This window comes from Spongiibacter taiwanensis, from assembly GCF_023702635.1.
Classification (GTDB): domain Bacteria; phylum Pseudomonadota; class Gammaproteobacteria; order Pseudomonadales; family Spongiibacteraceae; genus Spongiibacter; species Spongiibacter taiwanensis.
Genome location: NZ_CP098455.1, coordinates 672,488 through 693,853, shown reverse-complemented (window position 1 = coordinate 693,853; position 21,366 = coordinate 672,488). Strand labels below are relative to the sequence as shown.

General features: G+C 58.1%; 21 protein-coding genes. 17 read left to right on the top strand and 4 right to left on the bottom strand.

Translation table 11 applies throughout. The features are described 5' to 3' along the window. Nucleotides 1-235 precede the first annotated feature (235 nt). Entirely contained in the window at nucleotides 236-1,543 is a 1,308-nt protein-coding gene (locus tag NCG89_RS03365; RefSeq protein ID WP_251088362.1) for an acetyl-CoA C-acetyltransferase, read from the top strand. Nucleotides 1,544-1,610: 67 nt separating this feature from the next. On the opposite strand, the gene NCG89_RS03360 is transcribed toward NCG89_RS03365, so the two are convergent. Beyond that, a complete protein-coding gene (locus NCG89_RS03360) occupies nucleotides 1,611-2,006 on the bottom strand; it encodes a hypothetical protein (RefSeq protein WP_251088361.1) in 396 nt (131 codons plus the stop codon). Between the two features lie 466 nt (nucleotides 2,007-2,472). Between NCG89_RS03360 and NCG89_RS03355 the strand changes: the two genes are divergently transcribed. From NCG89_RS03355 to NCG89_RS03345, 3 genes are all read left to right on the top strand, one after another. Next, nucleotides 2,473-2,943: a Dps family protein gene (locus NCG89_RS03355; RefSeq protein ID WP_251088360.1), complete on the top strand. Its 471-nt coding sequence runs from the start codon at nucleotides 2,473-2,475 to the stop codon at nucleotides 2,941-2,943. 260 nt (nucleotides 2,944-3,203) lie between these two features. Next, nucleotides 3,204-3,950 carry a DUF1223 domain-containing protein gene (locus NCG89_RS03350; protein WP_251088359.1) on the top strand — a complete coding sequence of 249 codons (747 nt, stop codon included), beginning with the start codon at nucleotides 3,204-3,206 and terminating at the stop codon, nucleotides 3,948-3,950. Nucleotides 3,951-4,042: 92 nt separating this feature from the next. Further along, complete coding sequence (locus tag NCG89_RS03345) at nucleotides 4,043-4,600, top strand: MOSC domain-containing protein (protein WP_251088358.1); 558 nt, start codon at nucleotides 4,043-4,045, stop codon at nucleotides 4,598-4,600. On the opposite strand, the gene NCG89_RS03340 is transcribed toward NCG89_RS03345, so the two are convergent. The 3 genes from NCG89_RS03340 to NCG89_RS03330 all read right to left on the bottom strand — a co-directional run bounded on the left by NCG89_RS03340 (nucleotide 4,575) and on the right by NCG89_RS03330 (nucleotide 8,410). Then, a complete protein-coding gene (locus NCG89_RS03340) occupies nucleotides 4,575-4,892 on the bottom strand; it encodes a hypothetical protein (protein WP_251088357.1) in 318 nt (105 codons plus the stop codon). The two genes, NCG89_RS03345 and NCG89_RS03340, sit on opposite strands and share 26 nt — an antisense overlap. A 171-nt stretch (nucleotides 4,893-5,063) precedes the next feature. Continuing rightward, nucleotides 5,064-7,418 carry an efflux RND transporter permease subunit gene (locus NCG89_RS03335; protein WP_251088356.1) on the bottom strand — a complete coding sequence of 785 codons (2,355 nt, stop codon included), beginning with the start codon at nucleotides 7,416-7,418 and terminating at the stop codon, nucleotides 5,064-5,066. A gap of 38 nt (nucleotides 7,419-7,456) precedes the next feature. After that, entirely contained in the window at nucleotides 7,457-8,410 is a 954-nt protein-coding gene (locus NCG89_RS03330; RefSeq protein WP_251088355.1) for an MlaA family lipoprotein, read from the bottom strand. 399 nt (nucleotides 8,411-8,809) lie between these two features. On the opposite strand from NCG89_RS03330, the gene NCG89_RS03325 reads away from it, so the two are divergent. From NCG89_RS03325 to flhA, 13 genes are all read left to right on the top strand, one after another. After that, nucleotides 8,810-9,385 carry a TetR/AcrR family transcriptional regulator gene (locus NCG89_RS03325; RefSeq protein WP_251088354.1) on the top strand — a complete coding sequence of 192 codons (576 nt, stop codon included), beginning with the start codon at nucleotides 8,810-8,812 and terminating at the stop codon, nucleotides 9,383-9,385. A 248-nt stretch (nucleotides 9,386-9,633) separates the two neighbouring features. Next, nucleotides 9,634-10,776, top strand: a complete 1,143-nt coding sequence (locus NCG89_RS03320) for a CaiB/BaiF CoA transferase family protein (RefSeq protein ID WP_251088353.1) — start codon at nucleotides 9,634-9,636, stop codon at nucleotides 10,774-10,776. 105 nt (nucleotides 10,777-10,881) lie between these two features. Then, nucleotides 10,882-11,898, top strand: coding sequence for an SAM-dependent methyltransferase (locus NCG89_RS03315; protein ID WP_251088352.1), 1,017 nt, complete (start codon nucleotides 10,882-10,884; stop codon nucleotides 11,896-11,898). A 108-nt stretch (nucleotides 11,899-12,006) separates the two neighbouring features. Further along, the gene (locus NCG89_RS03310) at nucleotides 12,007-12,228 is read left to right on the top strand and encodes a hypothetical protein (RefSeq protein WP_251088351.1); all 222 of its coding nucleotides are present in this window, start codon (nucleotides 12,007-12,009) and stop codon (nucleotides 12,226-12,228) included. 1,676 nt (nucleotides 12,229-13,904) lie between these two features. After that, on the top strand, nucleotides 13,905-14,360 hold the full coding sequence (locus tag NCG89_RS03305) for a flagellar basal body-associated FliL family protein (protein ID WP_251088350.1): 456 nt from the start codon (nucleotides 13,905-13,907) through the stop codon (nucleotides 14,358-14,360). 10 nt (nucleotides 14,361-14,370) lie between these two features. Then, a complete protein-coding gene (locus NCG89_RS03300) occupies nucleotides 14,371-15,315 on the top strand; it encodes a flagellar motor switch protein FliM (RefSeq protein ID WP_251088349.1) in 945 nt (314 codons plus the stop codon). 5 nt (nucleotides 15,316-15,320) lie between these two features. After that, nucleotides 15,321-15,710 (top strand): flagellar motor switch protein FliN, encoded by a 390-nt coding sequence (fliN, locus tag NCG89_RS03295; protein ID WP_251088348.1) that lies wholly within the window; start codon nucleotides 15,321-15,323, stop codon nucleotides 15,708-15,710. Nucleotides 15,711-15,713: 3 nt separating this feature from the next. Further along, nucleotides 15,714-16,187, top strand: coding sequence for a flagellar biosynthetic protein FliO (gene fliO / locus NCG89_RS03290; RefSeq protein WP_251088347.1), 474 nt, complete (start codon nucleotides 15,714-15,716; stop codon nucleotides 16,185-16,187). Further along, nucleotides 16,184-17,029 carry a flagellar type III secretion system pore protein FliP gene (gene fliP / locus NCG89_RS03285; protein WP_251088346.1) on the top strand — a complete coding sequence of 282 codons (846 nt, stop codon included), beginning with the start codon at nucleotides 16,184-16,186 and terminating at the stop codon, nucleotides 17,027-17,029. Before fliO ends, fliP begins: the two co-directional genes overlap by 4 nt. Nucleotides 17,030-17,038: 9 nt before the next feature. Then, nucleotides 17,039-17,308 carry a flagellar biosynthesis protein FliQ gene (gene fliQ, locus NCG89_RS03280; protein ID WP_251088345.1) on the top strand — a complete coding sequence of 90 codons (270 nt, stop codon included), beginning with the start codon at nucleotides 17,039-17,041 and terminating at the stop codon, nucleotides 17,306-17,308. Next, complete coding sequence (gene fliR, locus NCG89_RS03275) at nucleotides 17,308-18,102, top strand: flagellar biosynthetic protein FliR (RefSeq protein WP_251088344.1); 795 nt, start codon at nucleotides 17,308-17,310, stop codon at nucleotides 18,100-18,102. Before fliQ ends, fliR begins: the two co-directional genes overlap by 1 nt. 5 nt (nucleotides 18,103-18,107) lie before the next feature. After that, the gene (gene flhB / locus NCG89_RS03270; RefSeq protein ID WP_251088343.1) at nucleotides 18,108-19,232 is read left to right on the top strand and encodes a flagellar biosynthesis protein FlhB; all 1,125 of its coding nucleotides are present in this window, start codon (nucleotides 18,108-18,110) and stop codon (nucleotides 19,230-19,232) included. 36 nt (nucleotides 19,233-19,268) lie between these two features. Beyond that, entirely contained in the window at nucleotides 19,269-21,359 is a 2,091-nt protein-coding gene (gene flhA, locus NCG89_RS03265) for a flagellar biosynthesis protein FlhA (RefSeq protein WP_251088342.1), read from the top strand. Nucleotides 21,360-21,366: the final 7 nt, after the last annotated feature.

The following is a 21,366-nucleotide window of genomic DNA, read 5'->3' as shown; positions in this document are numbered from 1 at the left end:
CGTGAGTCAGTCGCTGGCGTGCTGTGTTTACAGGATAGCCGACCCGACAGAAAGGTCGCATTGTAGCGTCTACTGTCGGTCAACCAATTGACAGCTTTGTGCTGGCGGGCCGTCGAATCAGCCAATGTGTCCCGGGGCACCCTTGTTACACTGCCCAGCCTTAACCGGGAAGCCCGGACGCGATTGAACAGGCGCAACCCGTTGTTATTGTCCATTCAATTTTGAGGTCGACGTTATGTCATCCACAGCCACTACCGTTCGCCGCGTCGCCATTATTGGCGGAAACCGCATCCCCTTCGCCCGGTCCAATACCGCCTATTTTGGTATCAGCAATCAGCAGATGCTGACCGCGGCCATCGAAGGGCTCAGCCAGCGTTATCAGCTGCAAGACAAGCAGTTAGGCAGCGTGGTCGCCGGCGCGGTAATGAAGCACAGCCGCGATTTCAACCTGACCCGGGAAGCCGTGCTGGGCACCACCCTGCATCCCCATACGCCCTGTTTTGATATTCAGCAGGCCTGTGGCACTGGCCTGCAGGCGGTGAACGTGGTGGCCAACAGTATCGCCCTGGGACAGATTGAAGTGGGTATTGCCGGTGGTGTGGATACCACCTCTGATGCCCCCATCGGGGTGAGCGAAGGGTTGCGCAAAGTGCTGCTCAACGCCAACCGGGCCAAGACTACCGGTGACCGCATTAAAGCCTTTCTGAAATTGCGCCCCGGTCACATCGGCGTGAACATTCCTGCCAATGGTGAGCCTCGCACCGGGATGTCGATGGGGCAGCACACTGAAGTGACCGCCAAAGCCTGGAATATTGCCCGGGATCGTCAAGACGCGCTGGCGGCGCTGAGTCATCAGCATTTGGCTGCGGCCTACGAACGCGGTTTCTTCGATGATCTGGTCAGTCCCTTTGGCGGCCTGGCGAAGGACAACATTCTGCGTCCAGACACCACGGCGGAGAAGCTTGCCAATCTGAAACCCGCCTTTGATAAAACCTCCGGCAAGGGCACCCTGACCGCAGGGAATTCCTCCACCCTGACCGATGGCGCTTCGGCGGTGTTGCTGGCCAGTGAGGAATGGGCCGCCGCGAATAACCTGCCGGTGAAGGCCTACCTGACCATTGTGGAAACAGCGGCGGTGGATTTCTTTGGCAAGGGCAGCAACGACGAGAAAGAGGGCCTCTTGCTGGCGCCGGCCTACGCTGTGCCGCGCATGCTGGAAAAGGTCGGATTAACCCTGCAAGATTTCGATTTTTACGAAATTCACGAAGCGTTTGCCGCCCAGGTGCTGGCCACCCTGGATGCGTGGCAGGATGAAAAATACTGCCGTGAAAAACTCGGATTGCAGGCGCCTCTGGGAGCGATTGATCTGTCTCGTCTGAACGTGAATGGCAGCTCCCTGGCAGCGGGTCATCCCTTTGCCGCCACCGGCGGTCGTATCGTGGCGACGCTGGCCAAAATGCTGGAGGAGAAAGGCAGCGGCCGCGGGTTAATCTCCATTTGCGCCGCTGGCGGCCAGGGTGTTACGGCAATTCTGGAGCGCTAATCATCGCCTGATTGATGGCAGGGGCAGGGACGCCCCGATCAAGGTAACTGCGCTTCGCGTATCGGCGTTATTTACCGTAGCTTTCGCAACTGCCCTGTTCAAAGCCGATAACGCTATTGTCTGCACACGCGGTGCAGGCATTGCCGTAGGTCTTGTGTCTCGCTGTTGCGGGACAAGGGGTGGTGACGCAGCGAATGCCGGTATCAATGTGACCGCAAACCGGTTGAAATTCCCGGGTGCACATTTCTGGTCTGGGAGTTTCGCAGGAGGTGAAGCCGGGCTGCACGGCGGCGGTGTCCTCTTCTACCGCGGTGGAGCAGGCTTGCAGCAGGGCCAGTAACAGACCGCCAAACAGTCCTGTCAGTGCGACACCGCGAGGTGAGAGGCGCACCGGAAGTAGCCGGTTGCGTGCTTGGCTGCGAGCGGGTGACGCGCTGGGTGTGGGGGACGCAGGGTTGGGCATGTCCATTTCCTCAGCAATCTCCTTGGCTTTTCAATGTACCTGTTATTGTCGCCAATGTGGCCGATAATTGTGTCTTTTCTGCCAAATTTGTCTGTCTGGATACGGCAGTTGTCCAAGACGCTCGGGCGGACTTTGCCAGACGAGTGTGTCGTTAGGGCTTGTAAGGGTAGGGCAGCAGGCCCTGCGGTGCTGAGAGCAACTTCACAGCCTTGTGTCATAACCTAATCCTGTCGCCCGCCTGGTTCGTTAAATCTGGCCTATCATCGGCATCGTCAAATTCTATTTAGCAATCATCCGGCGCTTTGCTAGAGTATGAGTCCTACAGTTTACGTCGCCGTTTCCTCAGTCATTAACAGCACGGTCTGTTAGGACACTGTCTTTAAGAGCAAAAGGGGAACGGTAGATTGGTAACGCGGTCGGACAGTTCAACCACCGTGTTTTTCGGCAGATGAAAAGGAGTTGGTTCATGACGAAGATCGACATTGGTATTAGCGAACAGAATCGCGAGCAGATCGCCCATGGCCTCAAGCGATTGCTGGCAGACTCTTACACGCTGTACCTGCAGACGCACAACTTTCACTGGAATGTGATTGGTCCCCGGTTTCGGGAGCTGCATTTGATGTTCGAAGAGCATTACACCGAGCTGGCGCTGGCGGTTGACGATATCGCCGAGCGGATTCGTACGCTGGACGTTGCCGCGCCCGGCACGTACAAAGAATTCGCCAAGTTGAGTGCCGTTGAGGAAGTGGATGGTGTGCCCGAAGCAGCGGCGATGGTCGATATTCTGACCAAGGGGCATGAGCAAGTGGTGAAAACCTGCCGCGAGGTGCTGAAAATGGCGCAGGAAGGTGATGATGAATCGACCCTTGCGCTGGTCTCAGACCGCATGCGCATCCATGAGAAAACCGCCTGGATGCTGCGCGCCCTGAACAAGTAATTGCCAAGCGGCTGTCGAGCGCCCCGGGTTTGTAACAAACTCGGGGCGTTTTCGTCTCAGCGTTTGTAATTCGACACGCTCGGCGATGTTGCCCATACGCGGCGGCGCTGCGCTGGGTAGTGCGAAACACGGGGGATGAAAAGCGGGGATGAAAAGCGGCGGAGTTATGTGGAGGCGGGGTGAAGTACAGCAGCAGGATAGCGCAAACGATGCGCATTAAAGCGCGCCGAGCAAATGGCAGTCGGCAGCCGAGTTCCCCATTGCGCAGAACTTTATTGATTGGCCTGTTTGCCAGTGTGCTGGTATCACCAGTGTTGGCGCTCGAGCTGAAAAGTCCCGCCACACCCATGCTGGTAGTGGAGCTGTACACCTCGGAGGGGTGCAGCAGTTGTCCACCGGCAGATGCCTGGTTGGCGTCCTTCAAACAAGATCCGCGATTGTTTGAATCGCTGCTACCCCTGGCCTTTCATGTTGACTACTGGGATATGCTCGGTTGGTCTGATCCCTTCGCCAAACCCGCCTATTCAAAGCGGCAGCGGGATTGGGTGTCGGAGCGGCGAGTGTCCCAGCCCTACACCCCCGGCTTTGTCGTGAACAGTCAGGAGTGGCGGGGGTGGTTTGGCCAGCAGCTTGGGTTGCCCGCCACCGAGGGCAGCCCTGGTATTCTGCACGTTAGCTGGCCCGACAAAACCCAGCCATTGGCGCTGCGTTTTGATACCGAAAAGGCGGCTTATGAACGCCTGGCCGTGAATGTGGCTGTGTTGGGCATGGGCCTGGAAACCGAGGTGCAAGCGGGAGAGAATCGCGGCAGAACCCTGCGCCACGATTTTGTGGTGTTAAGTCATCAGCGTCATGTTATCTCACGTAAAGGCAATGGCTACGCGGCACAGATCGCCGCGCCTGACATTCCCGCTGTTGGGCAGCGCCGCTCGGTGCTGGCGGTGTGGCTGTCGCCACTCACATCCCAGCGAATTATTCAGGCAGCGGCGGGCTATATGGCGCCGTGATCGGACGGCAAACGTTGAGTGCCGCGCCCTATCGCAAACAAACAACGAAGACTGCAACGTCGATGCCCATGGCCAGCAGGAGAAGATGTTCGATGGTTCGTCCCCGCCTGACGGATAAATACCTTGAAAATCTGCCCGACGGCGAACTTCTTTGGATCGGCCTGCGCCCGGCCCGCAAACAGCCAATGACAACCGTGGAGCACTGCCGGGCCGTTGCGGGGATGGGCTTGGAGGGTGACCGGCGTATGGCCGGGCGCAGTGGCTCAGCTCGACAGGTGACCCTGATCAGCCGGGAATTTATCCAATGCATCGCCCAGCATATGGCGGCAAGTCGGCCGCAAACCTCGTTGGCGCTGGCGGAACCGAACACCGGAGATGCCTTAATTTCAGCAATTGAACCCGCGCTACTCAGGCGCAATCTGGTGGTGTCCGGGATTAACCTCAACGCGCTGCGCTATCGCAAGTTTTGCATTGGCGAGGCGGTGTTTGAGGCGACGGCTTATTGTCACCCCTGTTCGCGTATGGAAAGTGCGCTGGGCGTGGGGGGCTTCGCGGCCATGATGGGTTTGGGAGGCTTGTGCGCCACGGTCCTGGTCAGCGGCGAGATTACCCGCGGCGACAAGGTTATTCCGCTTCAACTCGAGGACTAGCGCCTGCAGCGGGTGGCGTTGCCTCTGGCTTGCGGGTCAGCGCTGGTACGTAAACCAGAAAACTCAACACGCTGAAGAGCGCGGGTGCAAACAGACACAAACGAACCAGACCGGCCACCAGCGTCTCACCACTCAAGCCCGCGACCACACCAAACATTTGCACTGGATAAGAAACCGCAATCAGCAGTAGGGCAATCAGCAGGCGCCGCCCGGGTTTGCTGCGCCAGAAAATAATGGCAAGCAAAATATGGATGGCCACAGCCAGGGCAGGAAGAACGATGAGTAGTGACACGGCGCTGTCCCCATAGTCTATTGCCGACGCTGTCCTTGTCTTGAATTCACGCGGCCAGTTGAGCAGCGCGACCGAATTATCGCGCCAAGGGCAGTGTAACCCCTGCTTTCCTGCACTGCCAACGGCGGATGAGCAACGGTCAGGGGCCGGTGCCGGATCTGGAACTAACCATCAAGCTGGCGCGTGTTTTCCTTTTGGGGCGAAGCGGGATAGCAGGGCGGGCAGCAGGGTGAGGTCAGCGATCAGGGCAATGATCACCGCTGCCGCCGTGAGCAAGCCAAACATCACGCTGGGGATAAAGTCTGAGCCCATCAACAGGGCAAAGCCCAAGGCGATGATGGTGGAGGTGTACAGAAGGGCATAGCCGACGCTTTGATGGGTGTTCTCGATGGCCGTCTCGACAGAATGTTGGCGGCGCTCTTCCAGAAAGCGATGGGTGTAGTGGATGGTGTCATCCACGGCAATACCCATGGCGATGGCCGCAATGGTCATGGTCATAAAGTCCAGCGGAATGCCCAGCCAGCCCATCAGACCAAGTATGCTCAGGGACGCCACCATATTCGGCACCATAGCTAACAGGGCGATGCGCAGGGAGCGAAATACCAACCAGAAGACCAGGGTCAACACCGCGAATACGGCGCCCAGAGTAAGTATTTGCGAGGCGAACAGCCGCTCCAGCATGGATTGATACAGCACAAATAGATTGCTGATTTGATAGTGCTGTTCGGTGATGCCGAGTTCTGCCATGCCCTGGCGAATATCGGCGAGCAGCTGCTTGCGGTTCAGCCCTTCGGTGCTGTCCTTTACCCGCGCACTGATGCGCAGCTCGGCGGGGTCAGGCAGAAACAAACTGCCGAGCAGGTCCTTGCGGATCGATTTGTCGAGGGTCCAGTACACCGCGGCCAGTTCGTACTCGGTGAGGGGGCGGTTGCCGTTGAGTTGCTTGGCCAGCTTGGTGAAATTGACCACCGATAAGGTGGTGCCCATGCCAGTCTGCGCGTCGAGCATATCCTGAATGCGATGGGTGTTTTGTACTTCAATGGCGCGCAGGGGGAGTTGGGAGGGTTGTCCCGCTGGCCGCTCCGGGCGGTACACAATATCCAGCGGAGTCGAGCCGCCAAAATGCTGATCGATGAAAGCCAGCTCGCGATAGACATCGGTGTCTTTTTTGAAGTAATTGATAAAGCTGTTTTCAACGCTCAAGCGCAAACTGCCAACCACACTCAGGGCGAGGAGAAGGGCGCCGAAGAGGATAACAGGCGTGCTGCGGCGCAGGCTAAGTCGGCCGCTGGCAGTAAGGGGGCGCCGGCTCCAGTGACTGGATTCCCGCGACTGCTCTCGGGGGAACAGCATCAGCAGAGAGGGCAGCAGCAATAAGGTGCTGACCAGGGTAATGACCATTGCCAGCATCATCATCAAGCCGAAGGACGAGACGGGCTTGATGTCACTCAACAGCAATGAGGCAAAACCCACTGAGGTGGTCAACCCGGCAAAAAAGCAGGGTGCCAGTTTGTTTTTCAGGGTGCGTTGGACCAGCACGTACTGGCTTGCTTCGGTGTCGGCTGCCAGCTCCTCCCGGTATTGCACAATGAGGTGAATGACAATTGCCAGAGTGAGTATCAGCAACAGGGCGATAAAATTGGCGGAGATCACCGTCGCTTTCAGCCCGGCCAGGGCAAAGCAGCCCGTGGTGATCAGCACACTGGCACTGCAGCAGCAGGCGGTAATGAGCAGCCAACGCCAGCGCTTGAAAATCAGCATGATTAAGGCGGCGATTACCAGGGCGATTGCCGTACCGAACAGGCTCAGGTCTTTCTGAACGATATTGATTAACTGGTATGCCAGTACATGGGGGCCGCCCATGTATATTTCGGCGCGGCTACCATAGCCAGCAATGATGTCGCGGATCTCATCAATTTCTTTATCGCGCTGTTCGCGCAGGGTCTTCTCCAGTCGCGACTGCTTCAGGGCCAGGGTCTGCAGTTGGATTTTTTGCTCGTGAGTCAGCTCGCCTTCAAGGCGCTGCTCTTGCAGGGCGAGTGATTCGCGCTGCACTCGGTTGAGTTCAGGGTCGGCCTTGAATAATACCTGGATGCCGCTGATGGTCTGCTCGGGATTAATCAACAGACCTTCGTAAACCGGGTGGCCCTTAAAAATGGCCCGAAGACGGGCGGGCGGTAAGTTGAGTTTGCTCTGGGTCAGTTGATCCGGTTGCGTGTCACTGCTGAGGGCTTGTTCGCCGGCCTGCAGCAGCGGCACCGACAGAATGGAGCGCACTGATTGCACCCGTTGCAGGGCGCGGATTTGGCGGCTGATGTCGGCGACATCCCGCTGGCTTTGGCGCGAGAAAATATCGCCGTCTTTTGGCTGGTAGGCCAGGATCAAAAACTCTTCCGGGGAAAATTTTTGAGTGATCTTCTGGCTGCGAATGAAGTCGCGATTTCCCTCAGATATCAGGGTGTCGGCCGAGGCGTTAATTTCAAACCGGCGGCTCTGATCGGCCAGCACCACCGTGAGCACCAGCATTATAAAGACCCATAATTTGGGGTGGTTCAGTAGCCACTTCACTGCGCGACTTCCCTTGGTGTGTGCTCGGTGTCGTCCCGGCCGGCGCTATCGCCTTTTTTGCGAGTGCCAATCGCGGGAAATTGCTTGTCGCGCTGTTTTCCCTGCAAATACATATTGCGGAAAAACACATAGGGGTCCTCTGCCTCGGCGCGGATTTTTTCGTAGGCTTCGGCTTTGTCAGAAAAGTTTTGCATGGCATCGGTTGCCATGATGATCGCGGTTTCGGGCTGCTCGGTGAGGTAGGGGATGGGGTTGAGAAAGTAATCTGCAACCAGGCCGGTGCTGCCACGTAGGTCTGAGGGACCGAGAAAGGGCAGTACCACAAATACGCCCTGACCGGTGCCATGTCGCTCCAGGGTGTCGGCAAAGCCGGTGTTGTCCTCTTCAATTTCCCACCAATCTTCAGCGGGGTCGAAAATGCCGACAATGCCAACGGTGGTATTGATCAAAAACCGCAGGCTGGTGTTGCCCGCCTTGCTGCCTTCGCCTTGCAACAGATGGTTGATAATGGAGATGGGCGATTTGATGTTGGCAAAGAAATTGGACACGCCGCTGCGCACTGGCTGGGGCAGGGTGTGATTGTAGGCCTTGGCAATCGGGATCATCACATAGCGATAGCTGACATCGTTGAAGGCAAACATAGCCCGGTTAAAGCCGATCAGCGGATCGTCTATCTCTTCTTCTTTGTCCGGGTAGGCGACCACGGTGGCCTGCTCTGGTGGCAAGACATTGGCCTGACTGTATTCGGCCGCTACGTCCTCACTGCGGGCTTTTGCGTCGTCCTCTGGCGTACTGCTGCATGCTGCCAGAATCAGCAGCGCACCGATCACCGCGAGATTTACCCCAATTTTCGCCAGGCGAACAAGGGGGCGCAGTGCCCGCGCCAGACGGGGCCGGGGTGGTGTGTCGCCGGTTGCCCCGGGCAAGTCCTGCTTTGCCGGTTGTCCCATAGTTGCGTCCATCATCCGGTTTTTGTTGTATTGCTGAGGCTTAGAAGGTGGCAGTCGACGTTTGTTCATTGTTCATATTGCCAGTTTTATCTGTCATCTACCTCGCGGACTATGGCGGTGAACGGTCGCCACTCGGTGATGGTTGTGGAGGGGGGATTTTCTGGTGGCCTGTGTGATCTACTCCAAAAAATCAGCCTGAAGGTGACACAGCTATCAAAAATAACGTCATAGTAGTGGTTCAGCGCTGGCGTCAGATTTGTCGGGATAGTGTTTATGGCCACCTGGCGACGCGTAAGGGATGACTAGCGAATTGTGGTAGTGCGCTGCGCAAGGCGGCGCGATCAGGGACGGTTCTGAGTTCCCAAATTTTGATTTTCCAAAATCAACGGGGAGAAAGGTATGGCGCGGCCAAGGGTTCGAGAACGTATTCTTGATGCGGCCCAGCAGTTACTTCAGCGGGAAGGTGTGCGTGCGCTCACCACGCGCAATGTGGCCCAAGAGGCTGGCACCACCGAGGCGAGTGTATTCAATAATTTTGTCGACAAAGCGGGCTTGTTCCGCAGCCTGGTGGACGAGCGTATCCCTGCCGTTCACCAGTTGCGCAAGGTCATTGACGACCGCTCAATCGAAACCCGTCCCTGGCTGGAGGCGCTGCATACCCAGGCCCGCCTGTACTACCTGGAAGTGATCCCCCTGTTTTCAACTCTGCTCGGCATGTCGGCCGATGCGGAAAAAGTGAAGCGCCTGGGCAATTTTGATCCCCACGCGGCATTAACCCTGGCGTTGACTCGCCGTCGCTTGCTCCCAATCGATGCCGGACAGGAATCCGCGGCCTGGATGGCAGCGATGCTACTGGGCGCGGCAATGCATGATTCATTGCGCAATGTGATGGCTGGTGAGAAGCCCGCCGGGGATGACCTCGGCTCGGAGGCCCTTCACTTTGTTCAAACCCTGACCAGCACCATCCGGCGCTAACCACACCCTGCGCGGCGGCGGGTATTGTTGCCGGCTAGTGGCCTCGTCCGCCGTATTCCTGTGGTGCTTCGCCAACCGGAAAGGTCGCGGCGCTGGCCCTTTGCAATCTGTGTTGGCATCTCTGGACTTGTCCCTTCACCGACAATTGCGCAAACTCCTCGCTGCTTGTAAGCAAACTCGGGCGGTGGCGCTGGGAAGATGTACTGCCCCTCCCGGGATAAAACAACAGATAAAAGGAAAAATAGCCCATGGGACCATTACACGGTTTTAGAATTATCGAGTTTGAGGGCCTTGGCCCCGCCCCCTTCGCCGGCATGATGTTTGCCGATATGGGGGCAGAGGTGATCTCCATCACCCGCAAAACGGTGTCGGAAGGCAAGCCCTTCGATAACGCCATTAGCGAGCGGGGCAAAAAGTCGATTGCGGTGAACCTGAAGTCGCCTGAAGGCATTGCGTTGATTTTGCAGTTGATCGAATCTGCCGACGCGCTGATCGAAGGCTTTCGCCCCGGGGTCATGGAGCGCCTGGGCTTGGGGCCCGAGGTGTGTCAGGCGCGCAATCCCAAACTGGTCTACGGGCGCATGACCGGGTGGGGGCAGACTGGCCCCAAAGCCCATCTGGCCGGACACGACATCAATTACATTGCGCTGTCTGGCGCCCTTCACGCCAGCGGCCGGGCAGGTGAGAAGCCGACCCCGGCGATCAATCTGGTGGGCGACTTCGGTGGCGGCGGTATGTACTTGGCCTTCGGGGTTGTGTCCGCGATGTTGGAAGCCAGTCGCAGCGGCCAGGGACAGGTGGTGGATGTGTCCATGGTAGAGGGTGCCGCCTCGCTGATGAATATGGTGTACAGCTTCTTCAATAACGCCAACTTTGGCTGGAAGGACGAGCGCGGCGTGAACATTCTGGACACCGGCGCTCACTTCTACGACACCTACGAAACCCGCGATGGCAAATACATGGCCATCGGTCCCATTGAGCCCCAGTTCTATCAGCTGTTGAAAGAAAAAATGGGCCTGAGTGAAGACCTCTTCGGCGATCAGAACAACCAGGAGAAATGGCCCGAACTCAAGGACCGGCTGGCCGAGATCTTCAAAACCCGCAGCCGGGACGAGTGGTGCGAACTGTTGGAAGATTGCGATGCCTGCGTTGCGCCGGTGTTGTCCATGACGGAAGCACCCCATCACCCCCACAATTTGGCCCGGCAGAGTTTTGTCGAGGTTGGTGGCCATTTGCAACCGGGACCGGCGCCAAAGTTCAGCCGCAGCGTGCCGCCGGTGCCGACCCCGGCATCCCGCCCCGGCAGCGACACCGACAGGGTGCTCAGCGAACTGCTAGGCTGTAGTGAGCAGCAGGTGCAGTCTTACCGGGCCAGTGGCGTGCTGACTTAAGTCCGCCCTGGGTCAATTCACCCCGGTGTGTTGCTGGGGTGATGCTCCGAAAGTCCTCCCCCGGCGTATAGCTGGCTTAAAACAAAAATTGGAGGAGCTTGCGAGATGGACCCGATATTTCTAGCTGAACGCGGCCTGGTACCCGACACCCTGTTGCGAATGGGGATTCGTCGACAACTCGCTGATCGGCTCGCCGAGGAGCATCGCGGCGATTTGCAGGAGAGCGAAGACCGACGTCGCCGTTTTCGTCGGGACCTGCGCGAGTCCGCCATCACCATTAATACCGCCGATGCCAATGCCCAGCATTATGAGGTGCCCGCAGCGCTATTCGAACTCATGCTCGGCCCCCGGCTGAAATACAGCAGTTGTTGGTGGGAGGGCGCTGCCAACCTGGCCGAAGCGGAAGAGGCCATGCTGCAGCTCTACGCCCAGCGTGCCCAGCTGGCCGATGGTCAGCGCATTCTCGATATGGGTTGCGGCTGGGGCAGCTTTACGCTGTGGGCGGCGGAGCATTATCCCAACTCGAGTATCACTGCCGTCTCTAATTCCCACGGCCAGCGCGAATTTATCGAGCAGCGGGCCCGAGAGCGCGGGTTGAGCAATATTTCGGTCATCACCTGCGATATCGCCAAACTGGAACTTGAACAACGCTTTGATCGGATCGTCACCGTCGAGATGATGGAGCACGTGCGCAACTATCGGGATCTGTTGGAAAACTGCGCCAGCTGGTTAGCACCGGAAGGGCTGATGTTTGTGCATATTTTCTGCCACGCTTTTTTGCACTATCCCTTCGATGGCGGCTGGATGACCGACAACTTTTTCAGCGGCGGCCAGATGCCGGCCTTTGACACCCTGATGCATTTCTCTGATCACATGCGCATCGTCGACAGCTGGCGGGTCAATGGCGTTCATTACTCCAAAACCCTTGAAGCCTGGTTGGCGCTGCTGGACGACAACAAGGCTCAGGCCCTGGAGATTTTGCGGGACGCGCCCAATCCCAAAGTGCAGTTGCAGCGCTGGCGGATTTTTCTGCTGGCCTGCTCCGAGCTGTTCGCTTATCGGGGTGGTCAGGAGTGGTTTGTTGGTCATTATCTGCTCACCCCGGGCAAGCGGGCCGACTGAAGCCCCGCGCCGCTAAACCTGAATTGTGCATATTTACACTGAATGCATCCGGGGGATGCTGGTCACAAGGGGTGAGAGCACAATATTCACCTACTAGGAGGATTCAACATGAAAGGGAAAAATCTGTTAATTCCGGGCGTTATTATTGTTGGCTCACTGGCGCTGTTTGGCTGCGCCGACGACGAAGCTGCCAGCAGCGGCGGCAGCGCGCCCCAGTCGACTTCGCTGAGTATCGATACCGATGAAGGCGCCTTTTCCTACAAGAATGATGGCGGCGGCGAAAGCACCTCTGTCAGCGTCGACACCGATGGTGACGGCAAGGATAAGTAATCCGCTGACGCGATAATCGAAACCCCGGGCAGGGTAACCTGCCCGGGGTTTTTTGTGGCCGGTGGGTTTTGCACCGGACGGGGCCAACATTTTGTGTCTTCAGGCGGGATGAGTTCAGTTCAGCAATGTCAGCCCCCCATCGCTCCCTGACCCGGAGAGGAACTGAGAGTAACGGAGGGGAAGGGTTCATATTTGAGGCAGTAGTCTGGACGATTGTGCCGTGGTTCGTGGACTCTTCGCTGCGCTCAGAGAACGACGGGGAGGAGCGTGACGATGAGTTTAGCTCTGGAATACCAGCCGCTTCCGTCGCTCCCTGACCCGGAGTGAAACGTAGGGGAAGGGTCCACAGACTAGGCCGCGGCCCGGATGATTGTGCCGTTGTTCATAGACCCTTCGCTGCGCTCAGGGAACGACGGGAAGGGACGTGAGGATGAGTTCAGCTCTGGAATACCAGCCGTCTCCGTCGCTCCTTGACCCGTAGTGGAACGGAGGGGAAGGGTCCATATTTGAGGCAGTAGTCTGGACGATTGTGCCGTGGTTCGTGGACCCTCCGCTGCGCTCAGGGAACGACGGGAAGCAACGTGAGGATGAGTTCAGCTCTGGAATACCAGCCGTCTCCGTCGCTCCCTGACCCGGAGAGGAACGGAGGGGAAGGGTCCATATTTGAGGCAATAGTCTGGACGATTGTGCCGTGGTTCGTGGACCCTCCGCTGCGCTCAGACAACGACGGGGAGGAGCGTGAGGATGAGTTTAGTTCTGGAATGCCAGCCGTCTCCGTCGCTCCCTGACCCGGAGAGGAACGGAGGGGAAGGGTCCACAGACTAGGCAGCGGCCCGGATGATTGTGCCGTTGTTCATGGACCCTTCGCGGCGCTCAGGGAGCGACGGGAAGCAACGTGAGGATGAGTTCAGTTCTGAAATACCAGTCGCTTCCGTCGTTCCCTGACCCGGAGAGGAACGGAGGGGAAGGGTCCACAGACTAGGCAGCGGCCCGGATGATTGTGCCGTGGTTCGTGGACCCTTCGCGGCGCTCAAGGAGCGACGGGAAGCAACGTGAGGATGAGTTCAGTTCTGGAATGCCAGCCGTCTCGGTCGCTCCCTGACCCGTAGCGCAACGGAGGGGAAGGGTCCACAGACTAGGCAGCGGCCCGGATGATTGTGCCGTTGTTCATGGACCCTTCGCGGCGCTCAGGGAGAGACGGGAAGCAACGTGAGGATGAGTTCAGTTCTGGAATACCAGCCGCTTCCGTCGTTCCCTGACCCGGAGTGGAACGGAGGGGAAGGGTCCATATTTGAGGCAGTAGTCTGGACGATTGTGTCGTGGTTCGTGGACCCTTCGCGGCGCTCAGGGAACGACGGGACGGAACGTGAGGATGAGTTCAGTTCTGGAATGCCAGCTGTCTCCGTCGCTCCTTGACCCGGAGTGGAACGGAGGGGAGGGATCCACAGTCTAGGCCGCGGCCCGGATGATTGTGCAGTGGTTCGTGAACCTTTCGTCGCGCTCAGGCAACCACGGCAAGGCCCGCCAAAGTTTTGTCGCGCAGCAGCCAAAAACTGTATAAGCATCTGAAAAACAACAATAAAAATCATTGGCACAGCGATTGCAAAATCCCTGCAAACAGACGCCTGTCAGCCAAAATCCTGACGGCGTGGTCATGAGTAAAGGCAGGGAACCCAATGAAGTCCAAGATCATTTTAATTCTCGTCCAAGTGGTGCTGCTGGGGGTGGCAGGCGGCGCTACCTGGTGGTTTACCAAGGGGAGTGCGCCAGCGCCGGTGGATGGTGAGGTTGTTGAAGAAGCGCCTAAGGCCAAGCAGCCGATCTACTTCAGCATTGAGCCCGCCTTTGTGGTGAATCTGCAGGACACCCGCTCGACTCGCTTTGTACAGATTCAAGTCGACCTGATGAGCCGTGAGCAAGAGGTACTGGACCACGTGGAAATGTACCTGCCCCGGGTGCGCAATGATTTGATCATGCTTTTCTCCCGCCTGGATCGGGAGGCAATTTCTACTGAGGAGTCGCGCCTGAAATTGCAGCAGGACACCCTCGATACCGTGAATACCGTGTTGAAAGACGAAGCTGGCAAGGCGGGTATCGAAGCGGTGTATTTCTCCAAGTTTGTCGTGCAGTAAGGAGCGCGCCGTGGCCGGTGTACTGGACCCTGAAGAACTCGACGCCCTGATGGATTCTGCCGAATCTGCCCGGGAGGGCAGCTCGGGAAAGTTTGATCTTTCCCGGCAGGACTTTGCCCTGCAGAGGCTGTTGCCGGCGGTATCGCAATTGTGTAACCAATTTGCTGCCGGTGCCCGCGAAACCCTGCTGGGCCTGGTGCCGGGTGTTGCTACCGTCAGCCTGGATGAAATCTCCTCCATGCCCTTTGGCGAGTTAAAGGCCCGTCTGCCCGCGCCCTGCAGCGCGGCCCTTTATCAGGGCTTGCCCGACGGTGCCGGGTTTTTGCTGGCGATGGAGTCCGAGCTTGTGTTCCAACTGGTTGACCGTTACTACGGCGGTCGTGGCGGCGCAGTGCCGGTACGGGAAAAGCTGTCGGTCACCGAACAGAGCTTTACCGAACAGGCGAATGGGCTACTGAAGGACAACCTCGCCACGGCCTGGAAGTCGCTGTTGGCCCAACCGCCGAGCCTGATTCAACAGGCCTGGAATATGGGCGCGATTGAGGCCTTTGAAGACCACGATGCCATGGTTGCCTGCCGCTTTGTGGTGAGTTTTGGTCTTGAAGGCGACAACTTTGGCATGTGGACCGCGCTGCCCTGGCCAGCTCTGGATGCCCTGCGGGACCGACTGAAAGACACTCCCCGTGCCCACAACGAGGGTGACGCTCAGTGGCAGCAGCGCCTGACCAAACGCCTGGAGTGTGCCCCCTTGGATTTGGCTGCCGTGCTGGCGGAAACCGAACTCAGCTTGAAGCGGGTTCTGGCCTTTAAACCTGGCGACATTATCGATATTGCCGAGGCTGACGAAGTGGTGATCAAGCTTGATGGTCGGCCTTTGTTTTTTGGCCGCCTGGGCAGTCAGCAGGGTAATTTCGCGGTGCGTGTTGAGGGGCGCTGTCCCCCGGAAGAGGAGTAGCGGCCATGTCCGACACCAATCCTCCCCAGGATCGCCCCCAGCGGGCAGAACTGAATGAGTTTGGCGAAGCCTCGCCAGCAACCAACAACCCTCCGGCGGCCAACGCCGGTCAGCAAATAGGTGCAAAAATGGGTGATATGAGCCTGGATATGATCATGGATGTGAATGTCGGCGTTTCCGTGGAGGTCGGCCGCAGTCGAATGAGCATCCGCGATCTTAAGGAAATGAAGCAGGGCGCTATCATTGAGCTGGATCGCGCTGCGGGAACCCCGCTGGATGTGCGGGTCAATGGCACCCTGGTAGCCCGGGGCGAGATTGTCGTGGTGAAAGAAAAGTACGGCATTATGCTCACCGAAGTGGTCAGCCAGGAAGAGCGCCCCCGGCGCGGCGAATAAGCCATGAAGCAGCTGTTAGTGGCTATTGTTGCACTGCCAAGCCTGGCGCTGGCCGCCGAGGACAGCGCCCCGGCCCTGCCAAAAATCGGTGCGGGCAGCGGTCTGGCCAATGCCGATATCGGCGGCATGCTGGCGGCTTTTGTTCTGGTGTTAGGCTGTTTGTTTCTGGTCAGCTGGTTTCTGCGCCGCTCTCGCCTGGTCGGTGCGCCGAACCAGGCTGGGGTGAACGTCATCGCCCAGTTGCCGCTGAACATGAAGGAAAAACTGCTGGTCGTGCAGGTGGGTGAGGAGCGCCTGTTGTTGGGCGCCACCCCCGGTTGTATTCGAACGCTGCACACCTGGAAGGCCGACGAGCCGATGCCCGGTGAGGTCCATAAAAACTTCTCATCTTTGTTGAGCGAACGTCTTGGCGGGCTCAAAACGCGCAATCGGGATTCCGCTGCCCAAGCTCCCGCAGAAAAAGGAGCCGAGCAATGAGTCTCCTGTCCCGGTTAGGTCTTTCTGCTCAGGCCAGTGACGAGTCCAACGCGGCGCAATCTGAGGTCATTCCATGCAGTGCAGGCAGCCGCCTCTGGCAGGTTGTGTGTGGGCTGATTGCACTGGTCGCACTGTTATTGCCGCTGGATGGTCTCGCACAAAACTTGAGCATGCCTGCAGTGACCTCCGTGCCCACCTCGGGCGGCGGTCAGCAGTACAGCGTGTCGCTGCAACTGTTGGCGGTGATGACGGCACTGACTTTGTTGCCAGCCCTGTTGCTCGGTATGACGGCCTTTACCCGAATTATGATTGTGCTGTCGATCCTGCGTCAGGCGCTGGGCACCGGCCAAACCCCATCCAATCAGGTGCTGCTCAGCCTGGGGCTGTTTCTGAGTCTGTTCATCATGTATCCGGTCGGAGAGGTTGCCTACCGGGACGCGATTCAACCTTACATTGCTGAGCAGATCGAATTCGACGAGGCCCTGCAAAAGGCGGCGGCGCCATTTCGGGATTTTATGTTGCGCCAAACCCGGGAAGAGGACATTGCCCGCTTTGCCGAAATCGCCGGTTACCAGGGCTTTGATAAGCCCGAGGACGTGCCTTTTTCGGTGTTGATGGCCTCCTTTCTCACCAGCGAACTCAAAACCGCTTTCCAGATCGGCTTTTTGTTGTTCATTCCCTTTGTGGTGATCGATCTGGTGGTGGCCAGCGTGCTGATGTCGATGGGGATGATGATGTTGTCGCCAATGATGATCTCGCTGCCCTTCAAAATCATGTTGTTTGTGCTGGTGGATGGCTGGGGCCTGATCATGGGCTCCCTCGCTGCCAGCTTTTACCAGTAGGGGGCCGGGATGAACGCCGATACCGTCATCGAATTGGGCCGTCAGGGGATGAATATCACCGTGCTGCTGGCGGCGCCCCTGTTGCTGGCTGCCCTGGCCGCCGGTCTGCTGATTGGTATGTTCCAGGCCGCCACCCAAATTCAGGATATGACCCTGAGCTTTATCCCCAAGCTGGTGGTGCTGGTGCTGGTGCTGGCCATTACCGGGCCGTGGATGTTGACCCAGCTGGTGGATTACACCCGCAAATTATTTGAAATGATTCCGGGGCTGGTGAGCTGATGTTCCCCGGGGTGGCCTTTTCTGAAGCGCAAATGATGAGCAGTCTGGCCGCAGCCTGGCTGCCCTTTATGCGAATCGGCGGCGCCCTGATGACGGCGCCGCTATTCAGCGCGGCCTATGTGCCCATGCGCATTCGCCTGATGATTGCGATTTTTATCAGCGCCGCCTTGTTGCCCTTCCTCAACGCGGGGCAAGCCGCCGGGCCCCTCAATTTACTGGGTATTGAAGCGGTGTTGCTGGCCGGTAAAGAATTGCTGATCGGTATCTGCCTGGGCTTTTTTCTGCAGTTGGTCTTCGATGCTATTCTGGTCGGTGGCCACCTGATTGCTAACGGAATGGGCCTGGGCTTTGCGATGATGGTTGACCCCCAGCGCGGGGTACAGGTGCCGGTGCTGTCGCAGTATTTGTTGATCGTCACCATGCTGCTGTTTGTGGTCTTAGACGGGCACCTTGCCTTTTTGGCCATGCTGGTGAGAAGTTTCCAATTGTGGCCGGTTGCCGGCGTGGGCTTTAGCCCCGACCAGTTTGGCTTGATTGTGGCCCAGGGCGGAGTGATTTTTTCCGGCGCCATCCAGATCGCGATTCCCGCCGTTATCGCCTTGCTGTTAGTCCAAATTTCGATTGGCGTGATCAGTCGCGCGGCCCCGACCCTGAACCTCTTTGCCGTGGGCTTCCCGCTGGCGATGCTGGTGGGCTTCCTGCTGCTGGAGCGGATTCTGCCGAGTCTGCTGCCCCAGCTTAACAGTCTGCTCAATGGCGCCTACGACGCCATTGGCCGCTTCCTCGGAGTCTAGGGGCGATGGCTGAGAATCAGGACGGTCAAGAACGTACCGAAGAGGCGTCGGCCAAGAAACTGGCCGACGCCAAAAAGAAGGGCCAGGTGCCCCGCTCGAAAGAGCTGTCTACCATGATGGTGACCGTTGCTGGCGCGCTCACCCTGCTGGCCACCGGCGGCCAGTTGGGTCAGACGATGATGGACCTGATGCGCCACGGCTTGTCCCCCGAGGGCCTGCTCACACCCACCGAAGACCTGGGCGGCGAATTTATGTCCCAGCTGGGTCAGGGGCTGATTTCCATTTGGCCACTGCTGCTGGTGGCGATCATTGCCACCATCCTGTCCTCGGTAGCGCTCGGTGGCTGGACCTTCAGTCTGTCGGTCAAGCCTGAACGGCTCGACCCGATTAAAGGCTTCGCCAAATTGTTCTCCCTGCGCAGCCTCGGGGAGTTGGCAAAATCCATTCTCAAAATGTCGGTGATTGGCCTGGCTGCCTACATTCTGCTGCGCAACACCGAGGCTGATATTTTGCTGCTGGGTTTGCAGTCGGCGGACACCGCCATTGCCAGCAGCGCGTCATTGCTGGCCTGGTTCTTTCTGCTGGTCAGTCTGCCCCTGATTCTGATCGCGGCCATCGATGTGCCCTGGCAGATGTTTAACTACAAAAAAGAATTGAAGATGACCCGCCAGGAAGTGCGCGATGAGCACAAGGAATCTGATGGTCGTCCAGAAGTGAAAGCCAAGCTGCGTGAGATGCAGCAGGCGGCGGCTTCTCGCCGGATGATGGAAAAAGTCCCCGACGCCGACGTGATCATCACCAACCCCACTCACTTCTCGGTGGCCTTGAAATACGACGAGGCCCGGATGTCGGCGCCCAAACTGGTGGCCAAAGGGGCCGACCATATTGCCGCGCGGATTCGGGAAGTGGCGGGGGAGCACGACGTGCCCATCGTGGAGTGTCCGCGGCTGGCCCGGGCAGTGTATGCCAGCGTGGAGCTGGATCAGGAAATCCCCGGCGGTTTGTATCTGGCAGTAGCCCAGATACTCACCTACGTCTATCAGCTGCGCAGCTGGGAGAGCATGGGTGGCGAGCAGCCCGATATACCCCAGCCCGAGATTGACGACCAATTTTTGAAGGACCTGCTGTAAAGCAGCGCGACGAGGCGAATCATGGCGAGCCAAACAATGACAATGCCAAACTGGATGCACAATGTGGCGGGAAGTGGCCTCGGGGTATTGGCCCTGTTGCTGGCTTGCCTGGCGATGCTGGTGTTGCCCATGCCGCCCTTCCTGTTGGACTTGCTGTTCACCTTTAACATCACCCTGTCGCTGGTGATTATTCTGGCGGTCATCTATGTCGAACGGCCGATCAATTTCAGTGTGTTTCCTACGGTCTTGCTGCTGGCCACCTTGCTGCGTTTGGCATTGAACGTGGCTTCCACCCGGGTGGTACTGCTGGAAGGGCATACCGGCCCCGGCGCGGCCGGGAAGGTGATCGAATCCTTTGGCGAGTTTGTTATCGGCGGCAATTATGTGGTCGGTATCGTGGTGTTCATCATCCTGGTGGTCATCAACTTTGTGGTGGTCACCAAGGGTGCTGGCCGGGTATCGGAAGTGACCGCCCGGTTTACGTTGGATGCCATGCCCGGCAAGCAAATGGCCATCGACTCCGACCTCAACGCGGGGATTCTCAGTCAGGAAGAAGCCAGCCGCCGTCGGGAGGAAGTGCGTACCGAAGCCGATTTCTACGGCAGCATGGACGGTGCCAGCAAGTTTGTTCGCGGTGACGCGGTCGCTGGGATTCTGATTCTGTTTATCAACGTGCTCGGCGGGCTCGGTGTGGGCATGAGCCAGCATGGGCTGAGCTTTTCCCAGGCCATGCATAACTACACCCTGCTCACCATTGGTGATGGTCTGGTTGCCCAGTTGCCCTCGCTGCTGCTCAGCGTCGCGGTGGCCATCATCGTCACCCGGATCTCTCGCCCCCAAAACATGGGCGAGCAAATGGTCGGGCAGATGTTTGCCAACCCCAATGTGCTCTACCTCACTGCGGCCCTGCTGGGGCTGATGGGCATTATCCCCGGTATGCCCAACCTGGTCTTTCTTATGCTGGCAGCCGCCTGCGGTGGCCTGGGTTACTGGGCGGCGCTGAAGAAAAAACAGGCGGTGGAAATCGTCGACGAAGAGGAGCCGGTTGAGGCGCCCGCCGCGGCCAAGGAGCCCAGCGAGTTGAACTGGGAAGAAGTGACCCAGCTCGACATTATCAGCCTGGAGGTGGGTTACCGGCTGATCCCCCTGGTGGACCGCAGTCAGGGTGGCGAGCTGATCAACCGGATTACCGGAGTGCGCAAAAAGCTGTCCAAGGACCTGGGCTTTCTGATTCAGCCGGTGCACATCCGCGACAACCTGGAGTTGGCCCCCGGCGCCTACCGCATTCAGTTTTTGGGAGACACCATCGCCCAGGGCGACATCCAGCCCGGCATGGAGCTGGCGATCAATCCGGGCAATGCCCAGGGTGCGCTGCGGGGCGTTCACACCAAGGACCCGGCCTTTGGCATGGACGCGGTGTGGATTGATGCCGGTCAGCGGGATCAGGCCCAAACCATGGGCTATACGGTGGTTGACCCCTGCACGGTGATCGCGACCCACCTCAGCCAGTTGCTCAAACAGCATGCCCACGAGCTGCTCGGCCACGAAGAAGTCCAGCAGTTGCTGGATCGGCTGGCCAAAACCGACGCCAAGCTGGTGGAGAACCTGGTGCCTAAACAATTGCCTCTTAGTATCGTAGTTAGAGTTATGCAAAGTCTGCTCAAGGAAAACGTCTCTATACGTAGTATCCGCAGTATTGCCGAATCTTTGGCGGAGCAAGCCCCTCGTACCAAGAACCCCGACGAACTTTTGGAAGGGGTGCGTGTCACCTTGGGTCGAATGATTATCCAAGAAATCAATGGCTTAGAAGAGGAGTTAGAAGTCGTCGCCCTCGATCCTGATTTGGAACAGTTGTTGCAAGACCTTACCCGAGGCGCCAATGGCGTGGCGGGGCTGGAGCCTGGCATAGCAGAACGCTTGCAAACCCAGCTAGTTGAATTCGCCCAGCGCCAAGAAATTAGCGGCAAGCCATCTGTGGTACTGGTGTCGCCGTCGATTCGGGCTTGGTTGTCGCGATTTATTCGCCGCAGTGTGCCCAGTTTGAATGTGCTGTCCTACAACGAAGTGCCGGACAGCAAACAGGTGAGATTGCTGTCCACGATTGGTCAGCAGGCGAGATTGAACTAAGCCGCTC